24 protein-coding genes are annotated in these 23,097 nt (G+C 72.5%); 8 read left to right on the top strand and 16 right to left on the bottom strand.

Going from position 1 to position 23,097, the window contains the following annotated elements; all coding sequences use genetic code 11:
* Positions 1-26: 26 nt before the first annotated feature.
* The 3 genes from ACZ6X9_RS25375 to ACZ6X9_RS25365 form a co-directional block, all read right to left on the bottom strand.
* Complete coding sequence (locus ACZ6X9_RS25375; protein WP_469780295.1) at positions 27-578, bottom strand: DinB family protein; 552 nt, start codon at positions 576-578, stop codon at positions 27-29.
* Between the two features lie 130 nt (positions 579-708).
* Positions 709-2,175 carry an aldehyde dehydrogenase family protein gene (locus ACZ6X9_RS25370; RefSeq protein WP_469780294.1) on the bottom strand — a complete coding sequence of 489 codons (1,467 nt, stop codon included), beginning with the start codon at positions 2,173-2,175 and terminating at the stop codon, positions 709-711.
* Positions 2,176-2,255: 80 nt separating this feature from the next.
* The gene (locus ACZ6X9_RS25365) at positions 2,256-3,119 is read right to left on the bottom strand and encodes a helix-turn-helix domain-containing protein (RefSeq protein ID WP_469780293.1); all 864 of its coding nucleotides are present in this window, start codon (positions 3,117-3,119) and stop codon (positions 2,256-2,258) included.
* Between the two features lie 317 nt (positions 3,120-3,436).
* Between ACZ6X9_RS25365 and ACZ6X9_RS25360 the strand changes: the two genes are divergently transcribed.
* The gene (locus ACZ6X9_RS25360; RefSeq protein ID WP_469780292.1) at positions 3,437-3,925 is read left to right on the top strand and encodes an ATP-binding protein; all 489 of its coding nucleotides are present in this window, start codon (positions 3,437-3,439) and stop codon (positions 3,923-3,925) included.
* A gap of 13 nt (positions 3,926-3,938) precedes the next feature.
* Here the strand turns inward: ACZ6X9_RS25360 and ACZ6X9_RS25355 are convergent, their stop codons facing one another.
* Together ACZ6X9_RS25355 and ACZ6X9_RS25350 are read right to left on the bottom strand one after the other, a co-directional pair.
* Positions 3,939-4,178 carry a DUF397 domain-containing protein gene (locus tag ACZ6X9_RS25355; RefSeq protein WP_436778620.1) on the bottom strand — a complete coding sequence of 80 codons (240 nt, stop codon included), beginning with the start codon at positions 4,176-4,178 and terminating at the stop codon, positions 3,939-3,941.
* Positions 4,179-4,531: 353 nt separating this feature from the next.
* The gene (locus ACZ6X9_RS25350; RefSeq protein ID WP_469780291.1) at positions 4,532-5,419 is read right to left on the bottom strand and encodes an NAD(P)-dependent oxidoreductase; all 888 of its coding nucleotides are present in this window, start codon (positions 5,417-5,419) and stop codon (positions 4,532-4,534) included.
* Positions 5,420-5,576: 157 nt separating this feature from the next.
* Between ACZ6X9_RS25350 and ACZ6X9_RS25345 the strand changes: the two genes are divergently transcribed.
* On the top strand, positions 5,577-5,717 hold the full coding sequence (locus ACZ6X9_RS25345; RefSeq protein WP_469780290.1) for a hypothetical protein: 141 nt from the start codon (positions 5,577-5,579) through the stop codon (positions 5,715-5,717).
* On the opposite strand, the gene ACZ6X9_RS25340 is transcribed toward ACZ6X9_RS25345, so the two are convergent.
* Positions 5,684-6,043: a UBP-type zinc finger domain-containing protein gene (locus tag ACZ6X9_RS25340; protein ID WP_469780289.1), complete on the bottom strand. Its 360-nt coding sequence runs from the start codon at positions 6,041-6,043 to the stop codon at positions 5,684-5,686. The two genes, ACZ6X9_RS25345 and ACZ6X9_RS25340, sit on opposite strands and share 34 nt — an antisense overlap.
* A gap of 306 nt (positions 6,044-6,349) precedes the next feature.
* Between ACZ6X9_RS25340 and ACZ6X9_RS25335 the strand changes: the two genes are divergently transcribed.
* Together ACZ6X9_RS25335 and ACZ6X9_RS25330 are read left to right on the top strand one after the other, a co-directional pair.
* Positions 6,350-7,384, top strand: coding sequence for a rod shape-determining protein (locus tag ACZ6X9_RS25335; protein WP_469780368.1), 1,035 nt, complete (start codon positions 6,350-6,352; stop codon positions 7,382-7,384).
* Between the two features lie 177 nt (positions 7,385-7,561).
* Entirely contained in the window at positions 7,562-8,017 is a 456-nt protein-coding gene (locus ACZ6X9_RS25330) for a tellurite resistance TerB family protein (protein WP_469780288.1), read from the top strand.
* A 58-nt stretch (positions 8,018-8,075) separates the two neighbouring features.
* Here ACZ6X9_RS25330 and ACZ6X9_RS25325 read toward each other — a convergent pair whose 3' ends face one another.
* From ACZ6X9_RS25325 to ACZ6X9_RS25300, 6 genes are all read right to left on the bottom strand, one after another.
* Positions 8,076-9,194, bottom strand: coding sequence for a type III polyketide synthase (locus ACZ6X9_RS25325; protein ID WP_469780287.1), 1,119 nt, complete (start codon positions 9,192-9,194; stop codon positions 8,076-8,078).
* 11 nt (positions 9,195-9,205) lie between these two features.
* A complete protein-coding gene (locus tag ACZ6X9_RS25320) occupies positions 9,206-10,414 on the bottom strand; it encodes a cytochrome P450 (RefSeq protein WP_469780286.1) in 1,209 nt (402 codons plus the stop codon).
* A gap of 460 nt (positions 10,415-10,874) precedes the next feature.
* Positions 10,875-11,147 carry a DUF1876 domain-containing protein gene (locus ACZ6X9_RS25315; RefSeq protein ID WP_469780285.1) on the bottom strand — a complete coding sequence of 91 codons (273 nt, stop codon included), beginning with the start codon at positions 11,145-11,147 and terminating at the stop codon, positions 10,875-10,877.
* A 717-nt stretch (positions 11,148-11,864) separates the two neighbouring features.
* The gene (locus ACZ6X9_RS25310; protein ID WP_469780284.1) at positions 11,865-12,356 is read right to left on the bottom strand and encodes a GNAT family N-acetyltransferase; all 492 of its coding nucleotides are present in this window, start codon (positions 12,354-12,356) and stop codon (positions 11,865-11,867) included.
* A 120-nt stretch (positions 12,357-12,476) separates the two neighbouring features.
* Entirely contained in the window at positions 12,477-13,598 is a 1,122-nt protein-coding gene (locus tag ACZ6X9_RS25305; protein WP_469780283.1) for a cation diffusion facilitator family transporter, read from the bottom strand.
* Between the two features lie 94 nt (positions 13,599-13,692).
* Positions 13,693-15,561 (bottom strand): IucA/IucC family protein, encoded by a 1,869-nt coding sequence (locus tag ACZ6X9_RS25300; protein ID WP_469780282.1) that lies wholly within the window; start codon positions 15,559-15,561, stop codon positions 13,693-13,695.
* Between the two features lie 42 nt (positions 15,562-15,603).
* On the opposite strand from ACZ6X9_RS25300, the gene ACZ6X9_RS25295 reads away from it, so the two are divergent.
* Positions 15,604-17,166: an IucA/IucC family protein gene (locus ACZ6X9_RS25295; protein ID WP_469780281.1), complete on the top strand. Its 1,563-nt coding sequence runs from the start codon at positions 15,604-15,606 to the stop codon at positions 17,164-17,166.
* Positions 17,167-17,203: 37 nt separating this feature from the next.
* Here ACZ6X9_RS25295 and sigJ read toward each other — a convergent pair whose 3' ends face one another.
* Positions 17,204-18,109, bottom strand: coding sequence for an RNA polymerase sigma factor SigJ (gene sigJ / locus ACZ6X9_RS25290; RefSeq protein ID WP_469780280.1), 906 nt, complete (start codon positions 18,107-18,109; stop codon positions 17,204-17,206).
* Positions 18,110-18,209: 100 nt separating this feature from the next.
* Here sigJ and ACZ6X9_RS25285 point away from each other — a divergent pair, with 100 nt between their 5' ends.
* The 3 genes from ACZ6X9_RS25285 (at position 18,210) to ACZ6X9_RS25275 (ending at position 21,155) form a co-directional block, all read left to right on the top strand.
* Positions 18,210-18,983, top strand: coding sequence for an SDR family oxidoreductase (locus ACZ6X9_RS25285; RefSeq protein WP_469780279.1), 774 nt, complete (start codon positions 18,210-18,212; stop codon positions 18,981-18,983).
* Between the two features lie 63 nt (positions 18,984-19,046).
* Entirely contained in the window at positions 19,047-19,760 is a 714-nt protein-coding gene (locus ACZ6X9_RS25280) for an SMI1/KNR4 family protein (RefSeq protein WP_469780278.1), read from the top strand.
* Between the two features lie 207 nt (positions 19,761-19,967).
* The gene (locus tag ACZ6X9_RS25275; protein ID WP_469780277.1) at positions 19,968-21,155 is read left to right on the top strand and encodes a GDSL-type esterase/lipase family protein; all 1,188 of its coding nucleotides are present in this window, start codon (positions 19,968-19,970) and stop codon (positions 21,153-21,155) included.
* Positions 21,156-21,320: 165 nt separating this feature from the next.
* Here the strand turns inward: ACZ6X9_RS25275 and ACZ6X9_RS25270 are convergent, their stop codons facing one another.
* The 3 genes from ACZ6X9_RS25270 to ACZ6X9_RS25260 all read right to left on the bottom strand — a co-directional run bounded on the left by ACZ6X9_RS25270 (position 21,321) and on the right by ACZ6X9_RS25260 (position 22,976).
* Positions 21,321-21,941: a hypothetical protein gene (locus tag ACZ6X9_RS25270; RefSeq protein ID WP_469780276.1), complete on the bottom strand. Its 621-nt coding sequence runs from the start codon at positions 21,939-21,941 to the stop codon at positions 21,321-21,323.
* Positions 21,942-22,052: 111 nt separating this feature from the next.
* Positions 22,053-22,418 carry a hypothetical protein gene (locus ACZ6X9_RS25265; protein WP_469780275.1) on the bottom strand — a complete coding sequence of 122 codons (366 nt, stop codon included), beginning with the start codon at positions 22,416-22,418 and terminating at the stop codon, positions 22,053-22,055.
* Between the two features lie 225 nt (positions 22,419-22,643).
* The gene (locus ACZ6X9_RS25260) at positions 22,644-22,976 is read right to left on the bottom strand and encodes a hypothetical protein (RefSeq protein WP_469780274.1); all 333 of its coding nucleotides are present in this window, start codon (positions 22,974-22,976) and stop codon (positions 22,644-22,646) included.
* Between the last annotated feature and the right edge of the window lie 121 nt (positions 22,977-23,097).

Here is a 23,097-nt window from a genome sequence, read left to right as displayed (position 1 = left end):
TACCCCGGGGGAGCCGCGGCCGGCCGTCAGCCCGCCTGCTTCCGCTCCTCGTCGACCAGCTCGAACGCGGTCCTGCCGTCGATCGACTCCCGAATGATGTCGGCGTGCCCGGCGTGCCGGGCGATCTCCTCGATCAGGTGCAGCACCAGCCACCGCATCGACACCCGGGCGCCCTTGGGGAACCAGGGGGCGTCCGGGAGGGCGAACGTGTCTTCCAGCGAGGGCACGGCGCGGACGAAACGCTCCACCTCGGCGGCCGTCTCCTCCCAGCGGGCGAGGAGCGCGGGAACGGTCTCGCGCTCCTCCGGGCGCCAGCCCCCCTCGAAACGCTTCATCGCCTCGTCGAAGCTGATGTCGGGAACGTCACCGCCCGCGAGTTGCAGCCAGTTGCGCTCCGCCTGGTCGACGTGCTTGAGCAGGCCCGCCAGGGACATCTCGCTGGCGCTCGGCCGGGACAGCGCCTGCTCGGCCGTCAGGCCGAGGAGCGCCCGGCGGATGCCGCCGCGCTGGGCGTCCAGGAAAGCGAGCAGGGTGCCGCGCTCGTCACTGACGTCCTTTTCCACCACATGAGTAGGCATGATTCCGTCGTTCCTTCCGTCGCTCCCGTTACTCCCTGCTGACAGGCCGACAGTAGGACCCCAGTAGGTCAATATGTGACCTACTGGGGGACGGGACCCCGGCCGCATCGCGACGGGACGGGACCGGCGGTCAGAACGGGAACGTGCTGCGCCCGTGCTGCACCGAGATCCACTTCGTGGTCGTGAAGGCGTCCACCATGGCGTCACCGTTGAGCCGTCCGAGGCCCGAGTGCTTCTCGCCGCCGAACGGCACGATCGCCTCGTCGTGCACGGTGCCGTCGTTGACGTGCATCATCCCGGTGTCCACCCGCTTGGCGAAGCGGACGCCACGCTCGACGTCCCCTGTGTGGACGGCGCCGCTCAGCCCGTACGGCGTGGCGTTGGCGATCCGCAGGGCCTCCTCCTCGCCGGAGAACGGGATGATCAGCGCGACCGGCCCGAAGATCTCCTGGCGGAGGACGGCGGAGTCCTCGGGCAGGTCGGTGAGGACGCTCGGTTCCACGAGGGTGCCCACCGTGCGGCCCCGGACGAGTGCGGTCGCGCCACCCGCGACGGTCTGTTCCACAAGGGACGTGATGGCTTCGGCCTGACCGGAGTTGATCAGGGGGCCGATGTGGGTGGCGGGGTCGGCCGGGTCGCCGACCTTGAGGGACTTCACTCTCGCCACGAACTTCTCGGTGAACTCCTCCGCCAGGGAACGGTCCACGAGCACCCGGTTCGCGGCCATGCAGACCTGCCCCTGGTGGATGAACCGGCTGAAGACCGCCGCGTCCACCGCGTAGTCCACGTCGGCGTCGTCGAGGACCACCAGCGCGCTGTTGCCGCCCAGTTCGAGCACCACCCGCTTGAAGTGGGAGGCGGCGACCGTCGCCACATGCCGGCCGACCTTGTCGGAGCCGGTGAACGACAGCACCTTGGGCACCGGGTGTTCGATGAGCGCGTCGCCGATCTCCGCGATGTCGGTCACCAGGACGTTGAGCACGCCGGGCGGCAGCCCCGCGTCCTCCAGCACCTTGGCGAGCAGTCCGCCGCCGCTGACGGGCGTGTTCTGGTGCGGCTTGAGCACCACCGCGTTCCCCAGCGCCAGCGCGGGCGCGACGGACTTCAGCGACAGCAGGAACGGGAAGTTGAACGGGCTGATCACGCCGACCACGCCGACCGGCACCCGGTAGAGCCGGTTCTCGCGGGTGTCGTCCGGCGAGGGCAGGATGCGGCCCTCGGGGCGCAGGGCGATCTGGACGGCGTCCCGGAGGAACTCGCGCGCCAGGTGGAGTTCGAAGGCGGCCTTGAGCGCCGTCCCGCCGCACTCCGACATGATCACCGCGCTGAGCTCGTCCTCGTGGTCGTCGATGATCCGCAGCGCGCGTTCGAAGACCAGCCGGCGGGTGTACGGGTTGGTGTCCCCCCACGCCGCCTGGGCGCGCTCGGCCGCCCGGTAGGCCTCGTCGACCTCGTCCACGCCGGCCACCGTGATGGAGGCGAGCTTCTCCCCGTCGTACGGGTTGAAGTCGACGATGTCCCACGAGCCGGTACCGGGCCGCCACCGGCCGTCGATGTACTGGCACGCGAGATCCCTGAACGCGGAGGAGTACGACATGCGTCATCCCTGTCTGCCGGAGCCCGGCCGCCGGCCGGACTGGTCCAGACGTGCTGATTGCGCGCCATCGTACTGATGCGCTAGGCGAGTTGGAGCAGACGGCGCATGAGGTCGCGCGTTCCCGACGGGGAGAGACTGTCCGCCCGCAGCCGGCCCATCACGCGCTCGTACTGGTCGACCTCGTCCGGCTTGTCCAGGTAGAGCGCGCCCGTGAGGTGCTCCAGGTACACCACGTCCGGCAGGTCCGACTCCGGGAAGCGGAGCACGGTGAACGCCCCGCTCTCACCGGCGTGACCACCGTGCCGGAAGGGCATCACCTGGAGGGTCACATTCGGCTGTTCGGAGAGGTCGATGAGGTGCTGGAGCTGTCCGCGCATCACCTCCGCGTCGCCGTACGGGCGGTGCAGCGCGGCCTCGTCGAGTACGGCGTGGAAGTGCGGCGCCCGCTCGGAGAACAGCAGCTTCTGCCGCTCCATCCGCAGCGACACCCGGCGTTCCACCTCGGCGGCGTCGGCCTTGGGCTGGCCCCGGACCACCACGGCGTGCGCGTAGCCCTCGGTCTGGAGCAGGCCGTGCACGAACTGCACCTCGTAGATCCCGATGTGCGAGGCGGCTCCCTCCAGACCGACGTAGGTCTGGAACCAACTGGGCAGCACGTCGCCGTAGCTGTGCCACCAGCCGGTGACGTTGGCCTCCCTGGCCAGACCGAGCAGCGCCTCCCGTTCGCTCTCCCGCGTGATGCCGTAGAGGGTGAGCAGGTCCTCCACGTCCCGCCTCTTGAAGCTCACCCGCCCGAGCTCCATGCGGCTGATCTTCGACTCGGACGCGCGGATCGAGTACCCGGCCGCCTCGCGGGTGATGCCCCGGGACTCCCGCAACTTCCTGAGCTGGGAGCCGAGGAGTATGCGGCGTACCACGGAACCGCTCGACTCGCTCGTGGTCATCTCGTCGACCCTTCCTTCCGGTCTGGTCCGGCCTGCCCGTCCGCCGTGTCGCTCACCCTTCCGAGGGTGACCCCCGCTGCCCCCGGCGCCGAAGTCTGCCACCCCGGGGCTCCGTTGTGTGCACACCCGGTTACGGATACCGGCCATCGACGGACGCGCCGCCGCGGGGAGCGTAGGAATAATTGCTCACCAATCCTCTTGTGCGCCCCCAAATCCTTCACGTGCACGTGCATCTGCCCTTGCATCCGCACTGCGCATCGGAAACGATGGACCCCGCACACGTGCACGTCACGTCCACGATTGCAGGAGTGCCTCGGATGGGTACCGAAGGATCGACTGTGCTCTCCCCCGTCTGGCGGGGGCTGCCCCGGTTCGACTCATCCGCGGTGTCGAACTCCGCTTCCTGCGCTCTTCCACCGCGTTTCGAGGCCGTGCGCACGGCCCGGCGCTTTACCGGAACCACCCTGTCCCATTGGGGGGTTCAGCACCTTTTCGACAGCGTGGCACTGGTGGTCTCCGAACTGGTGACCAATTCCCTGCGCTACGCCGTACCGACCGGCCGCATGGACGGAGGGTATGAGCCTCCCGTACGCCTGCATCTGATGCGGTGGACCACGCGACTGGTATGCGCGGTACGCGATCCGAGTGAGGAGGGGCCGCTCACGGGGGAGGCGGCCCCTGGCGACGAGCACGGGCGCGGACTGCTGCTGGTGGATTCGTTCAGTGACGCCTGGGGCTGGCACCCGCTGGCGGGCGCGCTGCACGGCAAGGTCGTCTGGGCGCTGTTCCGGCTGCGGTGCGAATAACCGCATCGCGCGGTCACTCGCCCACCAGGTAGTCGAATTCACCGTCCTTGACGCCCAAGAGCATGGCCTCGATCTCCGCGGGGGTGTAGATGAGAGCGGGGCCATCCGGGTGGCGGGAGTTGCGAACGGCGACCCCGCCACCCGGCAACTTCGCGAACTCCACGCAGGAGCCCTGGGAGTTGGAGTGCCGGCTCTTCCGCCAGACGGCCCCGTCGATGCCCGATGCAACCATGCCGTTGTAGACGTGTGGCACTGGAGTCTCCCGGATCGCCGCAGGGGGCATCCCCATTCGTCTACGGGGATGGCAACTTCTTCGGATCATAGCCGCGGTTCACATTCCCCGGCACGAGCAGATGCACGTGCACTGAGGGTGGTGCCGCCACTACGTCGCGGGGCCGATTTCCCCCTCGCATTTCCGCTTGCCCGGGACAATTGCCGCTGTCGCGTCCGTCATTGACGCGAATCCTCCGCATAGCCCGCGGAACCACGCCGAGTGCACCGCGTCCGCCCGCCCGCCTTTTCCGGCGCTTCGTCCCCGGGCCGCTCTTTTCCCGGCGCTTCCCGCCCCTCCCGCCCCGGGATCACGCTCTCCGGGCCGGACGGACGTCACCGACGCCCGGCGTCGCGCCGGACGTAGTCGATCAGGCGCGCATAACCGTCGCCCCCGTGCCCGTCCGCCACCGCCCGCCCGGCCAGCCCGAGGAACGCCTCCGGAAGGCCGGATTCCACCCCTCGCAGCTCACCGGCGTGCGCCAGCAGCCCCATCAGCATCAGGTGCAGGTCCAGGGGGAACTCCCCGTCCTGGTACTCCCCCGCGTCGACCCGCCGGGCACATTCGTCCATCAGCCGGCCGACGGTCGCCATCCAGCGGCGCGCGACCGCCGTGTACGCCGTCGCGGACACCCCGCCGCCCGGCCCGTCCGCGCCGACGAGCGCGACCCCGTGCAGCCAGCCGGTCAGCGTGGACCACAACTGGCCGAGCAGCGCGACGTCGTGGACGGCGGGCAGGGCCGTGTCGTCCCCCAGGTGCACGGGGTCGCCGAGGGCGGCCAGGGTGCCGCGGTATGCGTCGAAGGCGGTCCGCGAGCCGCCGTAGAGCTGGAGGGCGTCCGGCCGGCCCACACCGGACGGCGTCGCGAGGATCGCGCCGTCGAGGTAGCGGACACCCCGTTCCCGGGCCCGGCCGGCGGCCTCCCGGGCGTGCACCGGCGAGCCGGAGGTGAGGTTGACCAGCGTCCGGCCGGTGAGCCCGGCGGCGCACGGCGACAGCACCTCGCGCACGACGTCGTACGTCGACAGGCAGACGACGACGAGCGGACTCGCGTTGACGGCCGCACCGGGCGAGACGGCCTCCGCCGCTCCCCGCTCGACGAGCGGCAGCGCCTTGCCGCGCGTACGGTTCCAGACCGTCGTCGAGTGCCCCGCGGCGAGGAACGCGCCGGCCAGCGCAGCGCCCATCGCCCCCAGACCGACGACGCTCACCTCGGTGTCCATGCCCGCCCCCGCCCCCGTCCCCGGGACGCCCGCCCGCGCGTCCGCTTTGGTGCCCGATTGTCGGAGGCGGAGCCTTCCACCCGCAATGGCGCCTCTCAGCCATATGTCCGGTACGCACCAGGGTGAGCGGCGCGGGGATCATGGGTACGATGTGAAAATGGTTTTCAACAGTGCTGAGGGTGCCACCTCGCGGGACCGCTCCCTGCTCCGTGACCTGGCGGTCGTCCGCTGTCTGTGCCGGCGCGCCCTCCTGAAGGCCGTCACCTACGACGGCAGGAGCAGCAGCTCGTCCGCGTAACACCAGGCCCAGTCCTCACCCGGCTCGATGGAGCGGGCGAGGTCGTGACCCGGCGTCCCGTGCGCGTGCGCGCTCGCGTGCCGGTGCGGCGAACTGTCACAGCAGCCCACGTGGCCGCAGACCAGGCACTCCCGGAGATGCACCCAGGTGCTCCCGATGCGCAGGCACTCCTCGCAGCCCTCCGGGGTGTTCGGCGTCACCGGGCGGACCTGGGCCAGGTGACCGCAGTCGCGGCCGGCGGGACGGCCCTCGACGTCCGCGGCGACCCGCCACCCCGCCGGCCCGTTCCCTCCGCCCGGTCCCGTTTCCCTCTTCGATGCGCTCATGCTCCGAGCGTAGGCCGGACGGGGACCGGGCGCGCGTCGGGACAACGGCTGCGCGACGACGGCGAACCCGCAGGCCAGAAGCGTTGTCAGACCCCCCTGGCAGACTTCTTCGCACCGGGGCCGCGGAGGTGGGCGACGGGGGTGTGCACCTCCGTGTGCCCCGGTGCGCCCGCCCGCCGACGAGGCCACTCCTCCGAGTGGCGCACTCCGGCGGGCGGCGCGCCGTGCCGCACCGCACGATGGCCGCAGGGGCCGCCGTTCGGCGGTCCCGCGCCACCGCACCGCCGCCGGGGAGATGAACCCGTGATGACCCTCAGCCTCGCCACGCTGAGCCGCTGCACCATCGCCTTCGACCTCGGCGCGTCCCGCACGCGCGTCTACGCCCGCAACACCGGCCTGATCGTCGACGAGCCCAGCATCGCCGCGGTCAACACCAGGACGGGCTCGCTCATCGCCGTCGGCGCCCTCGCCGAGGGCATGGCCGGCCGGACGCCGGCCCACATCCGCGTCGTCCGCCCGGTCTCCGGGGGCACGGTCGTCGACATCGACATGGCCCAGCGCATGCTGCGCCACCTGATCAGCGACAAGGTCCGCCGCGCCTGGCGGCGCAAGCCGCTGCTGCGGGCCGCGGTCTGCCTGCCGCACGACGCCGAGCCGATCGCCCAGCGCGCGGCGGTGGAGACGCTGACCGGGCTCGGCGCCCGCCGGGTGGAGCTGGTGGACACGCTCGTCGCGGCGGCCGTCGGCTGCGGACTGCCGGTCGAGCTGCCCGAGGCCACGATGATCATCGTCTGCGGGGCGGCCTCGACCCAGGTGGCCGTGCTCTCCCTGGGCTCCATCGTGGCGGCCGAGAAGGTACAGGTCGGCGGGGACGCCATCGACTACGCGATCGTCCAGCACCTGCGCAGCGAGCACGAGTTGATGCTGCCCACGCAGGGCCTCTACCCGCTGCACATGGCCCTCCGCGCGGACCGGATGGGCGGCGGAACGGAGACCGAGGTCCGCGGCCGCGACGTGGCGACGGGCCTCTCCCGCACCGTCCTGGTGAGCACGGCGCATGTGCGCCAGGCCGTACGCACCCCGCTCACCGTCGTCCTGGACGCCATAGGGCGCGTGCTGCGGGAGTGCCCGCCGGACCTGGTGGCCGACTTGGGGACGCGCGGTGTGATGCTCGCCGGCGGCAGCGCGCTGATGCCGGGGCTCGACACGATGATCGAGGACGCGACGGGGATGACCGTGCACATCGCGGCCAACCCTGACCACTGCTCGGTGATGGGCCTGGGCGCCATGATGGAGGGCAAGGTCAAGCCGATGGTGCTGGACCCGCTGGCGGCCGGGTGACGGACGGGGGGCGGGCGGGGACGGGGACGGTCCGAGGGCGGTGAGGTCCGTCGGCTGACGGGGGGGTCGGGGCGGTCCGCGGGAATCCGCGAGCGGGTGACGCCCCAGGGGGAACTTCCGCGCGTTCCGGACAGTTCTGCCAGTGCAACCCCCGTTTTCACAAGGAGATACACGCACATGGCGCTCTGGGACCGGCTCAAGGAATCGGCCACGACGATGCAGGGCCAGCTCGTCGCGAAGAAGAACGATCTCAAGAGCGGCGCCTTCCGCGACGCCAGCATGGCGATGTGCGCGCTGGTGGCCGCGGCCGACGGGACGGTGGACGCGTCGGAGCGGCAGCGTGTTGCCTCACTGATCGCCACCAACGAGGTGCTGCAGAACTTCCCGGCGGACGACCTGCACGCCAGGTTCACCGACTACTGCCAGAAGCTGGCCGTCGACTTCGACTTCGGCAAGGTGAGCCTCCTCCAGACCATCGGCAAGGTCCAGAAGAAGCCCACCGAGGCGCGTGCCGTCATCCAGATCGGCATCGTGATCGGCGGCGCGGACGGCGACTTCGACAAGGAGGAGCAGGCCGTCGTGCGGGAGGCGTGCTTCGCGCTGGGCATCGCGCCCTCCGAGTTCGACCTGTAAGCGCGCGACGAGGAGCGCGGGCCACCGGTGGGAAGGTGGCCCGCGCTCCCGCGTCCGCTCAGGCCGGCAGTGTCACGGAAGAGTTCCGGTCGGCGGACGTCTTCCGGGCGCGGTGACCGTTGCCGGTGACCGCGCCCGACCAGGTGCCCAGGGCGATCTCGGCGGTGATGCCGGGCCCGAAGCCGGCGATCACCCCGCGCGCCGCGTGCTCGGCGCCGCCGTCCTGGAACAGCCGCTCCAGCGCGTCGAAGACGACCGCGCTGGCGATGTTGCCCCGCTCGACCAGCGTCTGCCGGCTGTAGCGGAACATCGACTGCTCCAGCCGCAGGTACTTGCCGAGGTCATCGAGGATGCGGGGGCCGCCCGCGTGCACGATGTAGAAGTCCAGTCGCGAGACGTCCCACTCGTACGGCTCGGCCATCTCCCGCATCGCGGGGGCCAGCATCGCCATCGTGCCGGGCACCCGTTTGTCCAGGATGAAGTGGAACCCGGTGTCCTTCACCCCGTAGGAGATCCACTCCTCGGTGTCCGGCACCAGGTGCGAGCCGTTGCGTTCGAGCTTCACTCCCGTACCGCCGTCCCCGCGGACCACGGCGCAGGCGATGGCGTCGCCGAACAGACCGTTGGAGAGCAGGTTGCCGACCCCCAGGTCGGTGGGCTGGTAGAGCAGGGAGCAGAACTCACACGCCACGATGAGCACATTGGCCCCGGGGTAGGCGCTGCAGAAGTCATGGGCGCGGTTGACGGCCGCCCCTCCCGCCGCGCATCCCAGTTGGGCGATGGGCAGTTGGCGGGTCTCGCTCCGGAACCCCATGGTGTTGATGAGCCACGCGGTCATCGAGGGCATCATGAAGCCGGTACAGGACACGTACACGATCATGTCGATGTCCTGGACGGTCAGTTCCGCGTGCTCCAGCGCCCGGTTCACCACATCGGGCACCCGCGCCTTGGCCTCCGCCTCGTAGAGGTTGTTCCGGGCGGTGAAGCCCGGATGCTTGAGGGTGGCCTCGATCGGCTGCACCAGGTGCCGGGTCTGGACCCCGGTGTTGCCGATGAGGCGCAGCGCCAGCTCCAACTGCGGGTGGTCCGCGTGCAGGGTGCGCGCCAGTTCCAGGGTCTCTTCCCTGGTGATGACGTGCTCGGGAACGGCGATGGCCGGTCTGCAGAGAGTCGCCATGGTCGGCCTCCTCACCAGGCGACCGGCAGGGTGAGCGGGTAGCGCCAGATCGACACGGTGTTCCACTGCACCTCCTCCGCCGGTACGGCCAAGCGCAGTTCGGGGAAACGGGCGATGAGCGTGCCGATGGCGATCTGGAGCTCCATCCGGGCCAGATGCGCCCCGAGGCAGTGGTGCGAGCCGTGACCGAAGGTCATGTGCGGTGCCGGGTCGTCCCGGTCGAAGTCGAGCTCGTCCGCGCGTTCGTAGACCGATTCGTCGCGGTTGGCGCACAGGTACGAGACGTGGACGACGTCGCCGGCCGGGATCGTCACGCCGTTGAACGTGACGTCCTCCAGGGCCACCCGGGGAATGCCGACGCCTTGGCGGAACGGGATGTACCGCAGCAGCTCCTCCAGGGCTCGCGGCATGATCTCGGGCCGCTCACGCAACCGGGCCAGGTGCTTCGGGTGGGTCAGCAGCGTGTAGATGATGTTGCAGATCTCGTAGGTGCTGGTGTCGTGCCCGGTGACGAGCAGGAGCATGCCCATGACGGCGAGCTCCTTCTCGTCCAGCATCTCGTCGCCGACCCGCGCCGTGGCGAGGGAGCTCAGCAGGTCGCTGCCGGGATTGCGGCGCCGCTCGGAGGTCAGCCCGGCGAAGTACCGGCGGAGCCCGGCCTTGGCCTCGGCCGCCGCCTCCTTGTCCGCGGGCTTCATGGACATCATGGCCATGGCCCAGGCACGCAACTGCGGCCGGTCCTCCATGGGGACCGCCAGCAGCTCGCAGATGGTCATCAGCGGGAGCTTCCCCGCCAGGTGGTGGGCCACGTCCGCGGGCGACCCCTCGTCCTCCATGGCGTCCAGCAGCTTGTCGACGAGCTGCTGCGTCTTGGGCCGCAGCTCCTCCACCTGCTTGTTGCTGAACCCGGTGGTCACCAGGCGGCGGAGCCGGCTCAGCGCCGGCGGGTCCATGAGGTTGATCGCCTCCGACTGGGCGATCGGTGCCGGAGTGATGCGCGGAAAGTCCTTCCCGATCAGCGCGGCCCGGCTGAAGCGTCGGTCCTGGGTGACCGTACGAACGTCCTCGTACCGCGTCACCAGCCAGCACTCGCCCTCGCCGTACGGCATGCGGACCTTGGCGACCGGGGCCTCGGTGCGCATCCGCTCCATGAACGGGTCAGGTTCCAGCGCTTCATCGTGACGGAAGGGACACGTCCGTTCGGATTCCTCAGTGGTCATGCGAAGCACTCCCCATACCCAAGGGCACGGCCTTGGTGGCGCGCCGATATCTACAGACCGATTCCGCAGGGGCAAGCACGCCACACCTATACCCGGATGATTCACTCAATTTGTGGACTTACCCGTGTAAATCAAACAGGTCTCTGCCGAACACACCAGAGGTGTTCACCCATGTAGGTGACCCACAGTGGAAGCGCGCCGGAGGCGTACCGGGGGCGCGCGGACGAGCGCGCGATGGGCTCGGCGGGGCGGGGGCGGGAGGGAGCGCGGGCTCGCTCTCGTTCGCGGGAAGCGGGGGCGCGGGAAGCGGGGACGCCGGAAGTGCGACCGCGGGAAGCAGGGCCGTAGGAGAGGACGCCACCGGGAACCGGCTGCCTGAGCCGGCGGGGGCGCCCTCGGAACATTTCGGGAAGGTGGTGGGGCCGCCGGTGTGAGGTCCGGGATCGCGGACCACCGGCGGTCAGACCGTGAGCCCCCGGACCGGCTTGTGCGTGTGGCGCTCGATATCCGTGGCGGCCGTGTTCACCAACTGGTGGGACAGCGAGGACATGGCACGGGCCACGGCGAGCTCGTCGCCGATCTCCGGCACGTTCTCGTCGGCGGGATTGCGGCGCGCCACGCCCTCGCCGACCATCGTCCCGGCGGCGGCTCCGCTCAACCGGGCCTCCGCGTTCACCGTCTCGGCGTTCTCCTTGATGCTGATCTGTACGTTCCAGCTCTTCATGCCGGTCATCGGAACACCCTCTTCCAGCCGTTCAGCATGAACACATCCGGAAAACACCCCCGATCACCATCGTCACACCGCGTCGCACCGGTTGCACGCGGGCGGCGGGGCCGGGCGCGCCTTCGCGCCACGGCCCCCGCGGTCGCCCCGGTGGCCGCGGCGGCCGCGGCGGCCGCGGCCACCGGGGTCACCGGGGAAGCGCGCCGCCGCCCGTTCCCGGCAGGCGGAAAGGGATCACTGTCGCCGAGCCCCGGGAAGCCCTCCCGGGGAGGGCCACCGCCCCGGCGCCGGCCGCCGGGCGCGGGCTCGCCCGGCGTACCGGTCCCTGCCGGGCACGGGCGGCCCCCCGGGCGGGCGCGGACGCGATCCCGCCCCGCAGGGCCACGAGACCGCCGCCCGGGCCCGTGCTCGTGCTCGGGCTCCGGTTCGGGCCGGGGTTGGCGTGCAGGTAGGAGACAGGGGGCAGGGACATGGCCGTCCTCCGGTGCCGGTCGATTACGGAAGGTGAAGCTCTGGTGACCAACCTTCCCCTCGTACAGGTCTTCCCCTCATGAGGGAGGGGGTTGTGCGGAGGTGCGCCACGAGCGCGCCACGGGCCCCCCAAGGCGTACCGGCATCCACAAGCGCCAACGGCACTCCGGGGGCGCCCCGCCACCCCTGCCCGGTCCCTTGCCCCTCTGCCCGACCCTTGCCCGACCCCCTGGCCGTCCGCCCCCGACCCGCGGCTCAGCCGCTCTCGGGCCGCCACACGTAGCGGACGTCCGGCTCCCGCTCCTCGTTCCCCGCGCCGTCGGTGCGCTCGACGGCGACGAAACCGTGGCGTTCGTAGAAGGCCCTGGCCGGGGCGTTGATCTCGAAGGTCCACAGCGACAGGCCGTCCGGCCGGCGTTCCTTGGCCAGCGCGACGAGCCGGCCGCCGAGACCGCGCCGCTGCCAGGGCGGGGCGAGGTAGAGCTGGTCGAGTTCGTCGCCCTTGAGGACCATCACGCCGACGACCGTCCCACCGGCCACCGCCACCCAGGTCTCCCGGTGCGGCACCACCAGGTCCCGGAACCAGGCCCTGACCTCGTCGTCGTCATGCGCCCGGCGCACCGAGGGCAGCGCCGCGCCGTACGAGCCGATCCAGACCTCCGCGGCCGCCGCCGCGTCCGCGCCGACCGCGCGACGTATCTCCACGGGGGTGTCGTGAGCGTCGTGGTGCGTGTCGTCCGTCGTCATGACAGCGCATCATCGCAGGGGCGGGCGGCCCGCCGCACCGGCGTTTTCGCGGGCTTCCGAGGCTCCCGGAGGAGCGGGACAGGGGTCACACGGAGGTAAAAAAAGGGGGGGCGACGGGGCCTACGCCGTGAGGTGGTGGGCGAGGACGGCGTGCGGGTCGGCGCCGGCCCCCGCCTCGGCACACGGGGTGTGGTCGATGTGGACGGTCGCGGCGACCAGCCGGGGCACGGCGTGGAGGAGCGCGTGTTCGGCCGCGACCGCCCGCTCGTGGGCCCGCACCACGCTCAGTCCGGCGTCCACGACGATGTCCACCTCGGCCCGCAGCGTGTGCCCGACCCACCGCAGCCGGACCTGACCCACCTCACGGACCCCCTCGACCTCACGGAGCGCACGCGTTGCCCGGTCCACCAGTGCCGGGTCGACGGAGTCCATCAGCCGCCGGAACACTTCGCGGGCGGCGTCCCGCAGGACGAGCAGGATCGCGACGGTGATGAGCAGTCCGACCACCGGGTCCGCCGCGGGCCACCCGAGGGCGGTGCCGCCGGCCCCGAACAGGACGGCGAGGGAGGTGAAGCCGTCGGTCCGGGCGTGCAGCCCGTCGGCCACCAGCGCCGCCGAGCCGATCCGCCGTCCGGTGCGGACCCGGTACCGGGCCACCCCCTCGTTGCCGACGAACCCCACCAGGGCCGCCGCCGTCACGGCCCACGGGTGGTCGAGGGGGCGGGGATGCAGCAGGCGGGAGAACGCCTCGTAGGCGGCGAGCGCCGACGAGGCGGCGACGGTGAGGACGATGGCGACGCCGGCCAGGTCCTCCGCGCGGCCGTAGCCGTAGGTGTAACGCCGGTTCGCCGCCCGCCGCCCGAGCACGAAGGCGATGCCCAGCGGGACGGCGGTCAGCGCGTCCGCGCCGTTGTGGATCGCGTCCCCGAGCAGCGCCACGGACCCGGACGCCGCCGCGACCACCGCCTGGACCAGCGACGTCACGCCCAGGACCGCCAGCGACCACCACAGGGTGCGCATCCCTTCACGGGACGTCTCCATGGCCGGGTCGACCTTCTCCGCGGCGTCGTGGTGGTGGGGGGCCAGGACGTGGGCCAGACGGTGCCGCGCTCGGCGGACGCGGTCGCCGAAGGAGCGGCGCTCGTGGGGCGGGCGGTCGTGAAGGGGGTGGCCGTGAGGCGAATGGTCATGGCCGTGAGGCGGATGGTCGTGGCCGTGCGCGTGGGCGTGGGAACGAGCCATGAGGCCCACCATGGCACGTGAATTCGATTGCGGCTACAACCGTCATACCGCACCCCATCAGGTGCGATTCCCTTGCACCTGCGCCCGGTTGGAGTCACGGGGGCGACGGGTGGGGACGGCTGCCCGAGGCGGCGCGTGCCGGGTCCGGTGCGGTACCGGAGGGGGAGGCGAGCGGATTGGGGACGGGGAGATAGCGAGGGTCGGTGCCGTCCGCACCGATCCAGCGGGAGAGCAGGTTGGCCTTGCCGGGAAGGGTCGGTGAGGCGAGCAGGGCGCCGAGTTCGGGGAGGGCGGCAGGCGCGGGCAGTGCGTCACAGCGCTCGAACTCGGCTCGGGCCACGGCCCACAACTCCGTACCGGACCACGGGAAGCGGTGCGCGAGAGCCCCGGCGATCTCACTGAGGTTGTTGACGACGAGGCAGTAGGCGAGCCGCCGCCAGGCCGGCGCGCGCGGCATCTCGTCGAGCGCCTTGGCCCCTTCCGCGTCCCGGAAGACGGCCTGGACCGGTGTGCCCCGCGTGTCCACGGCGACCAGCGTGTTCTGGAGGTGGCACTCGACCACCACGCCGTACCGCGCGAACGCCTCCAGCACGGGCGGCACGACACACCGCACGTACGCCGTCCACCAGCGCAGCGGATCCGTGACGCGGTCGAGGGGGTTGCCGTCGAAGCCCTCGGCGAGCGCCGCGGCCAGCACGGCGGTCGTCCCGGGCAGGAGGTGCCGGGACAGCCCGTCCCGGACGAGGACGGCGCAGGTCTCGAAGAGGCCGTCCACCGTGCGGTAGCAGCGCTCGCTGAGCCAGGCCGCCGGCCCGCCCATCGCCGCGAAGGCGGCGGTGACCAGGGGATCGGTGCGGCGGACGTGGTGGAGTTCGTGCCGGCGCATACGGCGCACGTCGTTCGTGATCTGGACGTCCAGGCTGAACTTCAGGAACAGGTCCCCGGCGGCCGGCGGGAGCACGGTTGCGCCACCGGCCCCGCCCGGTACGTATACCGTGCGCACCGACGCGGTGGGCCGGGCCTGCCGGGCCGTACGGCCGAGACGGATCAGCCGCCCGTCGGCGAACGCCGCGCGCATCTCCGGTCCGCCGGCGGCGAGTTCGAGTTGCCAGGGGTGGGCGGGGAGGAGGCGGTAGCCGGCCGGTGCCTCGCCGAGGGCGTCCAGCGCGCGTGTGTCGCCGTCCTCCACCACCGCGTCCTCCCGGACGCCGAGCAGGACGAGCGGGAAACGGGCGTACGCCTCGGGCGCGTACCGCAACCAGGTGGCGGGCGGCCCGCCCCCGCTCCGCGCCTTCGGCGCCGGATGGAAGGGATGCCCCATGACCAGCGCCTGCTCGGACCGCAGCCACGGGTCCCGGGGTGGCGCGGCGCGGGCCCGGGCCGCGAGCACCGCCTCCACCGCGGCTCTGCTGGCGGCCATCTCGGCAGGCAGCGCGTGGTTCGGCCGTCCGGTGACAGCGCGCATCTCCTGAGCCGCGAGGGACACCAGGCCGGCGTGCGACAGAGACCGCCACACACGTCCCGTCCACAGCTCGGGCGCGGAAGGGCGGTGACCAGCGGACACACGCAGCAGACGGCCGGTGACACGGAGCCGGTGGACCGCGTAAGAGGGGGAAGGGGAGGGGAGCGGAACGGAACGGCCGGCGCGGAGCGGCTGTCCGTCGGGCGAGGAACCCGCGGGTATCGAGGGCGCGCGCGGTGACGCGGTGAGCGCCGCGACCGGGCGGGCGGCCGTCGCGGGAGCCGCGGGCACCGGCGCGGCGCCCTGGGGGGCCGCCGCCGGCACACCGTTCACGGCCCCCCGCGCCTCGTCCGGCGCCGCGCGCGGGAAGGCGGCGGGCCCGGCCGGCGCGACGGAGGCTCCGGCGTCGGGGGCGTCGGCAGGATCGGCTGCCTCTCTGATCAGGCAGTTGAGTAACGGCGTCACGGCCAGTGCGTCAGCGGCCCGGGTGAAGGCATTCATCGGCCATCAGTATGTGTGGAGGGCGTTCCCCTGCGGTAGGACATGCGCGTGTGCCGGACCTCCGCCGAGCGAATCCTCGCCAGCGAACTGAGAGCGGTCCGACCGGACTTGCTCGCCCCCTACCGCGCGCTGCTCCCCGGCGCGAGAGCGTCCGTACTGACCCGCCTGTGGCGTGGGTTCGTCCACGAGCCCCTGCCCTGGATCGCCGCCCGCACCGGCGACCGCGACGGCGTCACCCTGCGCCTGTCCGACGGCCGCCGGCTGCACGGTCCGCCGTCCGACCCCTGGTCGACGGCCACGACCGTCACCGCGCTGGAGTTGCAAGGCGTTCGCCACGACCACCCGGCCCGGCTCATGGCCGACCTGTCGACCCGTCTCGGCCTGCCGAACGGGCCGCGTTTCACCGCCGAACTCGCCCACAGCGTCGCGTCGTTGGCCCTCTCCCGCGCCGCACGCGGCGAACCCGACGCGGCACCTCCACCGGGCGGCCCGCCGACCGCCCCCTGGGCATGGGAACAGTGGCCGACGGACGGCCATCCGTACCACCCCACCTGCCGCGCCCGGCCGGGATTCTCGGCCGCCGAGCAGCTCGCCTACGCGCCGGAGCACCGGCCGACGGTGACCCTGCGGCTGGCGGCCGTGGAGGGCGGAACGGTGACCGGCACCTGGCCGGAGGAACTGCGCGACGGCTCGGCGGTGTTGCTGCCCGTCCATCCCTGGCAGGCCGAGCACATACTTCCCGGCCGCCCGCTGCGCCCGGGCCCGGCGGCCCACCCCCTGCTGTCCCTCCGCACCCTCGACCTGGGCGAGAGCGTCCACGTCAAGACGGCGCTGAGCACCCGCTTGACGTCGGCCGTCCGGGACATCTCGCCGTACTCCGTGACCCACGCGCTCACCACCTCCGACCTGGCCGAACGCGTCGCCCACCGGCTGGACGGCCGGCTGCGCATCGCCCGCACGCTCGCGGCGGCGGGAGCGGGCACGGCCGACCTGGCGGCGGTGCTGCGCGAATCGCCGTACGGGTACGGGGACCCGGCAGCCGGCGAACGGGTCGTCCCGGTGGCCGTCCTCCCGGCCCTGCTGTCCTCGCACCCGCCCGACGGACGGCTCACGCGCGCCGTCGGCTTCGCCCGCCTGGCGCTCGGCGTCTGCCTCGACCTGCTCGACCTCGGGGTGGCCCTGGAGGCGCACGGCCAGAACCTCCTCGTGGTCGTCGACCGCGCCGACCACCCACTGCGCCTCGTCTACCGCGACCTCGCCGACATCCGCGTCAGCCCGAAGAGGCTGGCCCGGCACGGGATCCCGGAGCCCGCGCTGACCGGCCGGCTGCTGACCGACGACCCGGTCACCCTCCGCCGAAAGGTCATCGCATGCCTGGTCACCGGAGCCCTGGCCCCGGTGGCGGGCGATGCCCGCACGCTCGGCACCCTCCTCCGCGCCGCCACCGACGCCCTCCCCCGCACCCCCGAGACCCACGCCCTCCGCACCGCCCCGCTCCCCGCGAAGGCCCTGACCGCCATGCGCCTCTCCCCGCACACCCAGGGCGACCTGTGGACGCGCCTGCCCAACCCGGCGTGCGGCGACGGGACGGCGTTCGTGCCGTAGCGGGGCTCCGGGCGCGGCGAGAGAGCCGCGCCCGTCCTCACACCTCGGTTTCCCCCACACCGGCCGGCCCGGCCAGCCGTTCCGGATCCATCAGCACGTCCACCGCCACGATCCGTCCGCCCACCACCGTGAAGGCCATGACCGACAGCGGCCGCCCCTTCACGACGACCATGACGCCGGCGGCGCCGTTGACCAGGACCGGGCGGACGAACGGCGAGAGCTTCGAGAAGGTGAGCGCCTGCGAGGCCACCGTGCGGGCGCCGTGGAGGGTCGTCGTACGGCGGGCCCGGGCGGTGCCGCCGTCGGAGCGCAGGACGACGTCGGGGTGGAGGACGGCGACGAGCGCGTCGAAGTCGCCGTCCCGTGCCGCGGCGAAGAACGCGTCCACCGCCTTCCGCTGGTGGGCGAGGTCGCGGTCGGGCGCCGGCGCCTGGCCCTGGACGCGCCGGCGGGCCCGGCTGGCGAGCTGGCGCGTCGCCGCGGCGGAACGTTCGACCAATGGCGCGATCTCGTCGAAGGGCACGGCGAACATGTCGTGGAGGACGAACGCGAGCCGTTCCACCGGGGCCAGCGACTCCAGCACGACCATCAGCGCCAGGCCCACCGAGTCGGCCAGCAGCGCCTCCTGCTCGGGGTCGGACACGTCCTCGCGGCGGATGAGCGGATCGGGGAGGGGAAGGGCGTCGAGCGGGTCCTCACGCCGGTGCTCACGGGCGCGCAGGGCGTTCAGGCAGACGCGCGCGACGACGGTCGTCAGCCATCCGCCGAGGTTCTCCACCTCGGCGAGGTCCGTCCGGTCGAAGCGCAGCCACGCCTCCTGAACGGCGTCTTCGGCCTCGCTGACCGAGCCCAGCATGCGGTAGGCCACCGCCCGCAACCGGCCTCGGTGCTCCTCGAACCGGTCGGCTGAGGACCGGTCGGCTGAGAAATCGTGCTCGTTCACCTGTCACATTCCCTTTCCCCCGCGGGTCAGAGCAGTAGATCACCGAAACCGGCGCACCCGCCCGGGGCTTCCCTCCGGGCCCGAACACAGTGGAGCAGTCATGTCGTCACCCATCCTCGTCACCGGCGGCACGGGCGTCCTGGGCGGCCATGTCGTCCCTCTCCTGCGACAGGAGGGCCGCGAGGTACGCGTGGTGAGCAGGAACGGCCGCGAGCCGGCGGACGGCGTCGAGTACGTCACCTGTGACCTGCTCGCACAGGACGGCGGCCGGGCGCTCGCCCCGGCGCTGGCGGGGGTCGAGACCGTCCTCCACCTCGCGGGCGGGCCGAAGGGCGACGACATCGCGACCCGCAACCTCGTCCGAGCCGCTGCCGAGGCCCGGGTGCGGCACTTCGTGTACATCTCGGTGATCGGCGCGGACCGGATCCCGCTGGGGTACTTCCGGTCCAAGCTGGGCGCGGAGCAGGCCGTGGCGGAATCGGGCCTGCCGTGGACGACGCTGCGGGCGGCGCAGTTCCACGACCTCGTCCTGAAGGTGGTGCGCACGATGACGAAGATGCCGGTGGTGCCCGTACCCGGCGGGCTCCGCATGCAGCCCGTCGACGCGCGCGAGGTCGCCGAGCGGCTCGTGGAACTGGCCCTCGGCGAACCCGCCGGGCTCGTCCCCGACCTGGCCGGTCCGACCGTCCACGGCATGGGCGACCTCGCCCGCGGCTACCTCCGGGCAACCGGCAAGCACCGGCCGATGCTGCCGGTGCGCCTGCCCGGAAAGGTCGGCAGGGCGTACCGGGCCGCCGAGAACCTGGCGTCCGAGGAAGCCACGTTCGGCATCCGCACGTGGGAGGAGTTCCTGGACGACCGGGTCGGACGCTGACTGTCGGACGGCCGGCGAAATCGGGATGTGAGGGGCCGGCGGGTCCCGGTAGCGTCGGCCGGCATGACAGGCATATGGGCGGGCGTGCGCGAGAGGGTGCTGGCCCTCCGGTCGACGCCGGAGGTGATGGACCGCGTCTTCGGAGCCGTGTGGCTCGACGGCGGTCACCGCTTCGAACTGGCGCCGCCCCTCACCGAGACCGAAATGGCCCGCGTCGAGGAGCGCCTGACCGTCCCCCTCCCCGCCGACTACCGCTCGTTCCTCCTGGAGGTGGCGGCGAGCGGGGCGGGGCCCGACTACGGCCTGTTCCCCCTGAGCCCCCGGCTGACCGGTCCCCAGGGCGAGGCGTCGGGCTTGGTGTCCCGGCCCTTCCGGCCCGCGTCCGTCCGGGAACGGCTCGACGAGCACGAGGAGAACGAGCCGCGCCGGGCGTCGTACCCCGACGACGAGACGTACTGGCGGGCCTGGAACGCCTGGGACGCGCGGTGGGACGAGATCGACGCCGAACTGACCTGGGGAACGCTGCCCATGACCCACCAGGGCTGCGGCTACTACTCGTTGCTGGCCGTGACCGGTGAGGAGCGGGGGACCATGTGGGACGACGTACGGGCGGTCGGGGAAGGCGTGGTGCGCATGCGGCGGCACGGGGTCGACCGGCTGACCTTCGCCGACTGGTACCTGGGCTGGCTGGACCGGGCCGAGTCGGAGATCGGGGACCCGGCGCGCGCGGACGCCGGGGGGACGAGTGCGGGTGACGGGTCGCAAGCGACGGGGTGACGCGGATGAGGCTCCGGTGACCGAAGGGGCGCCAGGTCCCTGACCTCCGCGGGCACTTAGGGTGGGTACGTCCCGCTCATCGCGGTCGGCCGGGCGGCCGGCCGCCCGTGATCCCGTGAGACCGCGCCACCGCGCGGTGACCACCCGGCCGGCGACCCGACGGGACGCCGGCCCCCAGGTGACGTGCAGCCCCATGAGGAGTCCGACATGACCGACTGGATCACCACCCCGCTCGACGACCGCTTCCTGCGCGGCGCCCTGGAGTGGGAGCGCACCGAACACGGCCTGATGCCGCACCGGTTGCCCACCCCGGTCCGGCAGCGGTATCCGGACGCGCACCTGATGACCATGGAGTCCCACCCCTCCGGCGTCCGTGTGGTCTTCCGCACCGAAGCCACCGCCGTCGAGCTGGACGTCCTCCCGACGAAGACGGTCTACCAGGGCTTCCCCGCACGGCCGTCCAGCGTGTACGACCTGGTCGTCGACGGCCGTCCGGCCGGCCGGGCCGGCGTCACGGGCGGCAACGTCCGGACGGTCGACATGTCCACCCAGTCCTCCGTCGTCACACCCGGCCCGCCCGCCACCCTCCGGTTCGACGGGCTGCCCGGCGAGCCGAAGGACGTCGAGATCTGGCTGCCCCACGACGAGACCACGGAACTGGTCGCCCTCCGCACGGACGCGCCCGTGGAACCGGTGCCCGACCGGGGCCGCACGGTCTGGCTGCACCACGGCAGCTCCATCAGCCACGGCTCGGCGGCCACCCACCCCACCGGGACCTGGCCGGCGGTGGCCGCCGCCCTGGGCGGAGTGGACCTGGTCAACCTCGGGCTGGGCGGCAACGCCCTGCTCGACCCGTTCATGGCGCGCACGATGCGCGACCTGCCCGCGGACCTGATCAGCGTCAAAATCGGGATCAACCTCGTCAACACCGACCTGATGCGGCGACGCGCCTTCGCCCCGGCCGTCCACGGCTTCCTCGACACCATCCGCGACGGACACCCCACCACGCCCCTGCTGCTGGTCTCGCCCGTCTACTGCCCGATGCAGGAGAACACCCCGGGGCCGCTCATGCCGGAGTTCGAAGGCGGCCGGATGTCCTTCCGGGCCCTCGGCGACCCGTCGGACCCCACCCGCCTGACACTCACCGTCATCCGGGACGAACTGGCCCGCATCGCCGCGCAACGGGCGACCGAGGACCCCCACCTGCACTACCTGGACGGCCTCGCGCTCTACGGCGAGGCCGACTTCGCCGAGGTGCCGCACCCGGACGGCCTCCACCCGGACGACGACGGCCACCGCCGCATCGGCGAGCGCTTCGCCGAGCGGGCCTTCGGCCCGGCCGGCCTCTTCGCCGCTCGGGACGACCGGGACGCCATGCACGCCCGGACGCCCTGAGGGCCGGGGTGGTCGGTCACGACGACGCGTGGCGGAACGCGCCCGCCGGGGCGATCACCCGATGGGTCCGGGCGGGCAGGCGCTCACCATGCGGCCGGCCAGGACGGGCCGAGCCGGGCCGAGCCGGGCCGAGCCGGGCCAGGACGGGCCGAGCCGGCGCGGTCGTCACATCCACGTCGTGGCCGTGGCGACCACTTCCGCCGCGCGAGGCCGGTCCGGGTTGCCGTAGCGGATCTCGACGCGCGGGTTCCGGCGGGTGAAGTCACTGTCGACCAGCCGGACCTGCCGCGGGTCCCTCACCGTGCGCCGGACGATGTCGGCGTCGACGAAGAAGCCGAACTCGCCGCGCGCCGGCGCGTAGGCGAAGAACTCACCACCCCGGTACTGCCGCTTGAGACGGTCCTCGGTGAGGGCGAGCGACCAGTACCCCACACAGTGCCCCGCCGGGCACATGAAGCGGTATTCCGCCTTCAGGCCCGCCAACTCCATGGCGCGGAAGGGGTTGTCGTCGGCCGGATCCGTCCGCTGCGCCGGGGCCGTCCGCTGTGCCGGGGCCGTCCGCTGTGCCGGGGCGGTCGCGGTGGCGGCGGCGATGGAGGCGGTGACAGAGGCGCTCGTACCCGCGTGCGCGCTCGTACCCGGGCGCGCGCTCAGGGCCGTGTGCGCCGGTATGGCCGCTTGGTGGCCGGGCGCCGCGGACGCCGGGGCGCCCTGGGCCATGGTGAGGCCCAGCGCGGCGGCGGCCAGGGCGGGGGCGACGGCGCGGAGCGTGATGCGGAATGCCATGTCCGATCTCCAGTCCTCTGCGTGATCGATGCACTGCGAGACGTGATCATCGCGTGGGAGGGAGTACCGGGCAACGGGGAGGAGAGGAATCCGGCCGACTCACGGAACGACTCAGACGACGCCCTGCAGCGGGTTGTCGAGATGGAGGAGATCGATACGGAGTACCTGCACGCTGATGGTTCCGTTCATCCCCACGCCGGCCACGCCGCCCAGGAGATTCAGGTCGACCTCCGCTTGCGCCGGGGCCGCGAGCGCGACGCCGGCCAGACCGAGCAGCGCGGTCGCGGCGGCCGTCGCCAGCACGCGGTGGAAGGAGCGGGTGCCGCCGACGCGCGGGGAGCGACGGGTACGTGAGATGCGTCGGGCGGGCGTCGTGTCCTGTTCCCCGCGGACGCATGGGTCGGGGTGGACGGAGAGGGCGCGGAATACGCGGAAGAAGCGGGGCGAACGGTGAAGGATGCGTGGACCGCGCTGCATGGTGGGCTCCTCTCGCGGCGCTGCCGGATCTTTCGTATGCCGCCCCGCCGATCTGCCCCGGACCGGTGACCGCCACTCCGCACGTGCGCTGATGCGCCGGTCCCCGCGCCGCCACCCGGCGCACGCGCCCCTCACCTCACGCCGCCACCACGCCGGGCGACGCACTGCCCGCCCCTACGCCGGTGCCTCGGTCATCTCACCGGTCGGCCATCGCCTCGGAACAGGTCAGGCGCTGCCGGTGCCGTCACCCGGTCTCGCGTCCGGTCCCGCCGGTCCCCCGTCCGGTCCCGCCGGTCCCCCGTCCGGTGCCGTCTGTTCCCCGGCCCGGTCCCGCCGCGTGCGAAGGACCACGCCGACCAGGCCACCGAGTCCGACGCCGAAGGACAGGCCGAGCCCGATGTCGTCGATCAGCAGACCGAGCACCACACCAGCCGCCAGGCCCAGGGACAGGCACAGCGCCAACTCGCGGTCCGGTGCCGAGGATCCGTCCTGCCCACCGTCGGCGCCCTGTGGTTCATGGGCGTCCTGCGACCCGTGGGAAGGGTTGGGGTTGTTCACGTGTCTTTCCGTCTTTCCTGGCCGTGCGCCGTCGAAGTGCCGCCACCGGTACGAGATCGCCGGGACGTGGGCATCATCTCGGAAGCGCCGATTCCGATCACCTTCGCCCCTCGCTCCCCTT

The sequence above is a fragment of the Streptomyces sp. NPDC052910 genome (genome assembly GCF_055585605.1).
This window is presented reverse-complemented; position numbering and strand designations above follow the sequence as displayed.

Coding starts and splice junctions, on each gene's coding strand:
- ACZ6X9_RS25375 (WP_469780295.1), bottom strand. CDS start 578: ATGCCTACTCATGTGGTGGAAAAGGACGTCAGTGACGAGCGCGGCACC.
- ACZ6X9_RS25370 (WP_469780294.1), bottom strand. CDS start 2,175: ATGTCGTACTCCTCCGCGTTCAGGGATCTCGCGTGCCAGTACATCGAC.
- ACZ6X9_RS25365 (WP_469780293.1), bottom strand. CDS start 3,119: ATGACCACGAGCGAGTCGAGCGGTTCCGTGGTACGCCGCATACTCCTC.
- ACZ6X9_RS25360 (WP_469780292.1), top strand. CDS start 3,437: ATGGGTACCGAAGGATCGACTGTGCTCTCCCCCGTCTGGCGGGGGCTG.
- ACZ6X9_RS25350 (WP_469780291.1), bottom strand. CDS start 5,419: ATGGACACCGAGGTGAGCGTCGTCGGTCTGGGGGCGATGGGCGCTGCG.
- ACZ6X9_RS25345 (WP_469780290.1), top strand. CDS start 5,577: ATGGTTTTCAACAGTGCTGAGGGTGCCACCTCGCGGGACCGCTCCCTG.
- ACZ6X9_RS25340 (WP_469780289.1), bottom strand. CDS start 6,043: ATGAGCGCATCGAAGAGGGAAACGGGACCGGGCGGAGGGAACGGGCCG.
- ACZ6X9_RS25335 (WP_469780368.1), top strand. CDS start 6,350: ATGACCCTCAGCCTCGCCACGCTGAGCCGCTGCACCATCGCCTTCGAC.
- ACZ6X9_RS25330 (WP_469780288.1), top strand. CDS start 7,562: ATGGCGCTCTGGGACCGGCTCAAGGAATCGGCCACGACGATGCAGGGC.
- ACZ6X9_RS25325 (WP_469780287.1), bottom strand. CDS start 9,194: ATGGCGACTCTCTGCAGACCGGCCATCGCCGTTCCCGAGCACGTCATC.
- ACZ6X9_RS25320 (WP_469780286.1), bottom strand. CDS start 10,414: ATGACCACTGAGGAATCCGAACGGACGTGTCCCTTCCGTCACGATGAA.
- ACZ6X9_RS25315 (WP_469780285.1), bottom strand. CDS start 11,147: ATGACCGGCATGAAGAGCTGGAACGTACAGATCAGCATCAAGGAGAAC.
- ACZ6X9_RS25310 (WP_469780284.1), bottom strand. CDS start 12,356: ATGACGACGGACGACACGCACCACGACGCTCACGACACCCCCGTGGAG.
- ACZ6X9_RS25305 (WP_469780283.1), bottom strand. CDS start 13,598: ATGGCTCGTTCCCACGCCCACGCGCACGGCCACGACCATCCGCCTCAC.
- ACZ6X9_RS25300 (WP_469780282.1), bottom strand. CDS start 15,561: ATGAATGCCTTCACCCGGGCCGCTGACGCACTGGCCGTGACGCCGTTA.
- ACZ6X9_RS25295 (WP_469780281.1), top strand. CDS start 15,604: ATGCGCGTGTGCCGGACCTCCGCCGAGCGAATCCTCGCCAGCGAACTG.
- ACZ6X9_RS25285 (WP_469780279.1), top strand. CDS start 18,210: ATGTCGTCACCCATCCTCGTCACCGGCGGCACGGGCGTCCTGGGCGGC.
- ACZ6X9_RS25280 (WP_469780278.1), top strand. CDS start 19,047: ATGACAGGCATATGGGCGGGCGTGCGCGAGAGGGTGCTGGCCCTCCGG.
- ACZ6X9_RS25275 (WP_469780277.1), top strand. CDS start 19,968: ATGACCGACTGGATCACCACCCCGCTCGACGACCGCTTCCTGCGCGGC.
- ACZ6X9_RS25270 (WP_469780276.1), bottom strand. CDS start 21,941: ATGGCATTCCGCATCACGCTCCGCGCCGTCGCCCCCGCCCTGGCCGCC.
- ACZ6X9_RS25265 (WP_469780275.1), bottom strand. CDS start 22,418: ATGCAGCGCGGTCCACGCATCCTTCACCGTTCGCCCCGCTTCTTCCGC.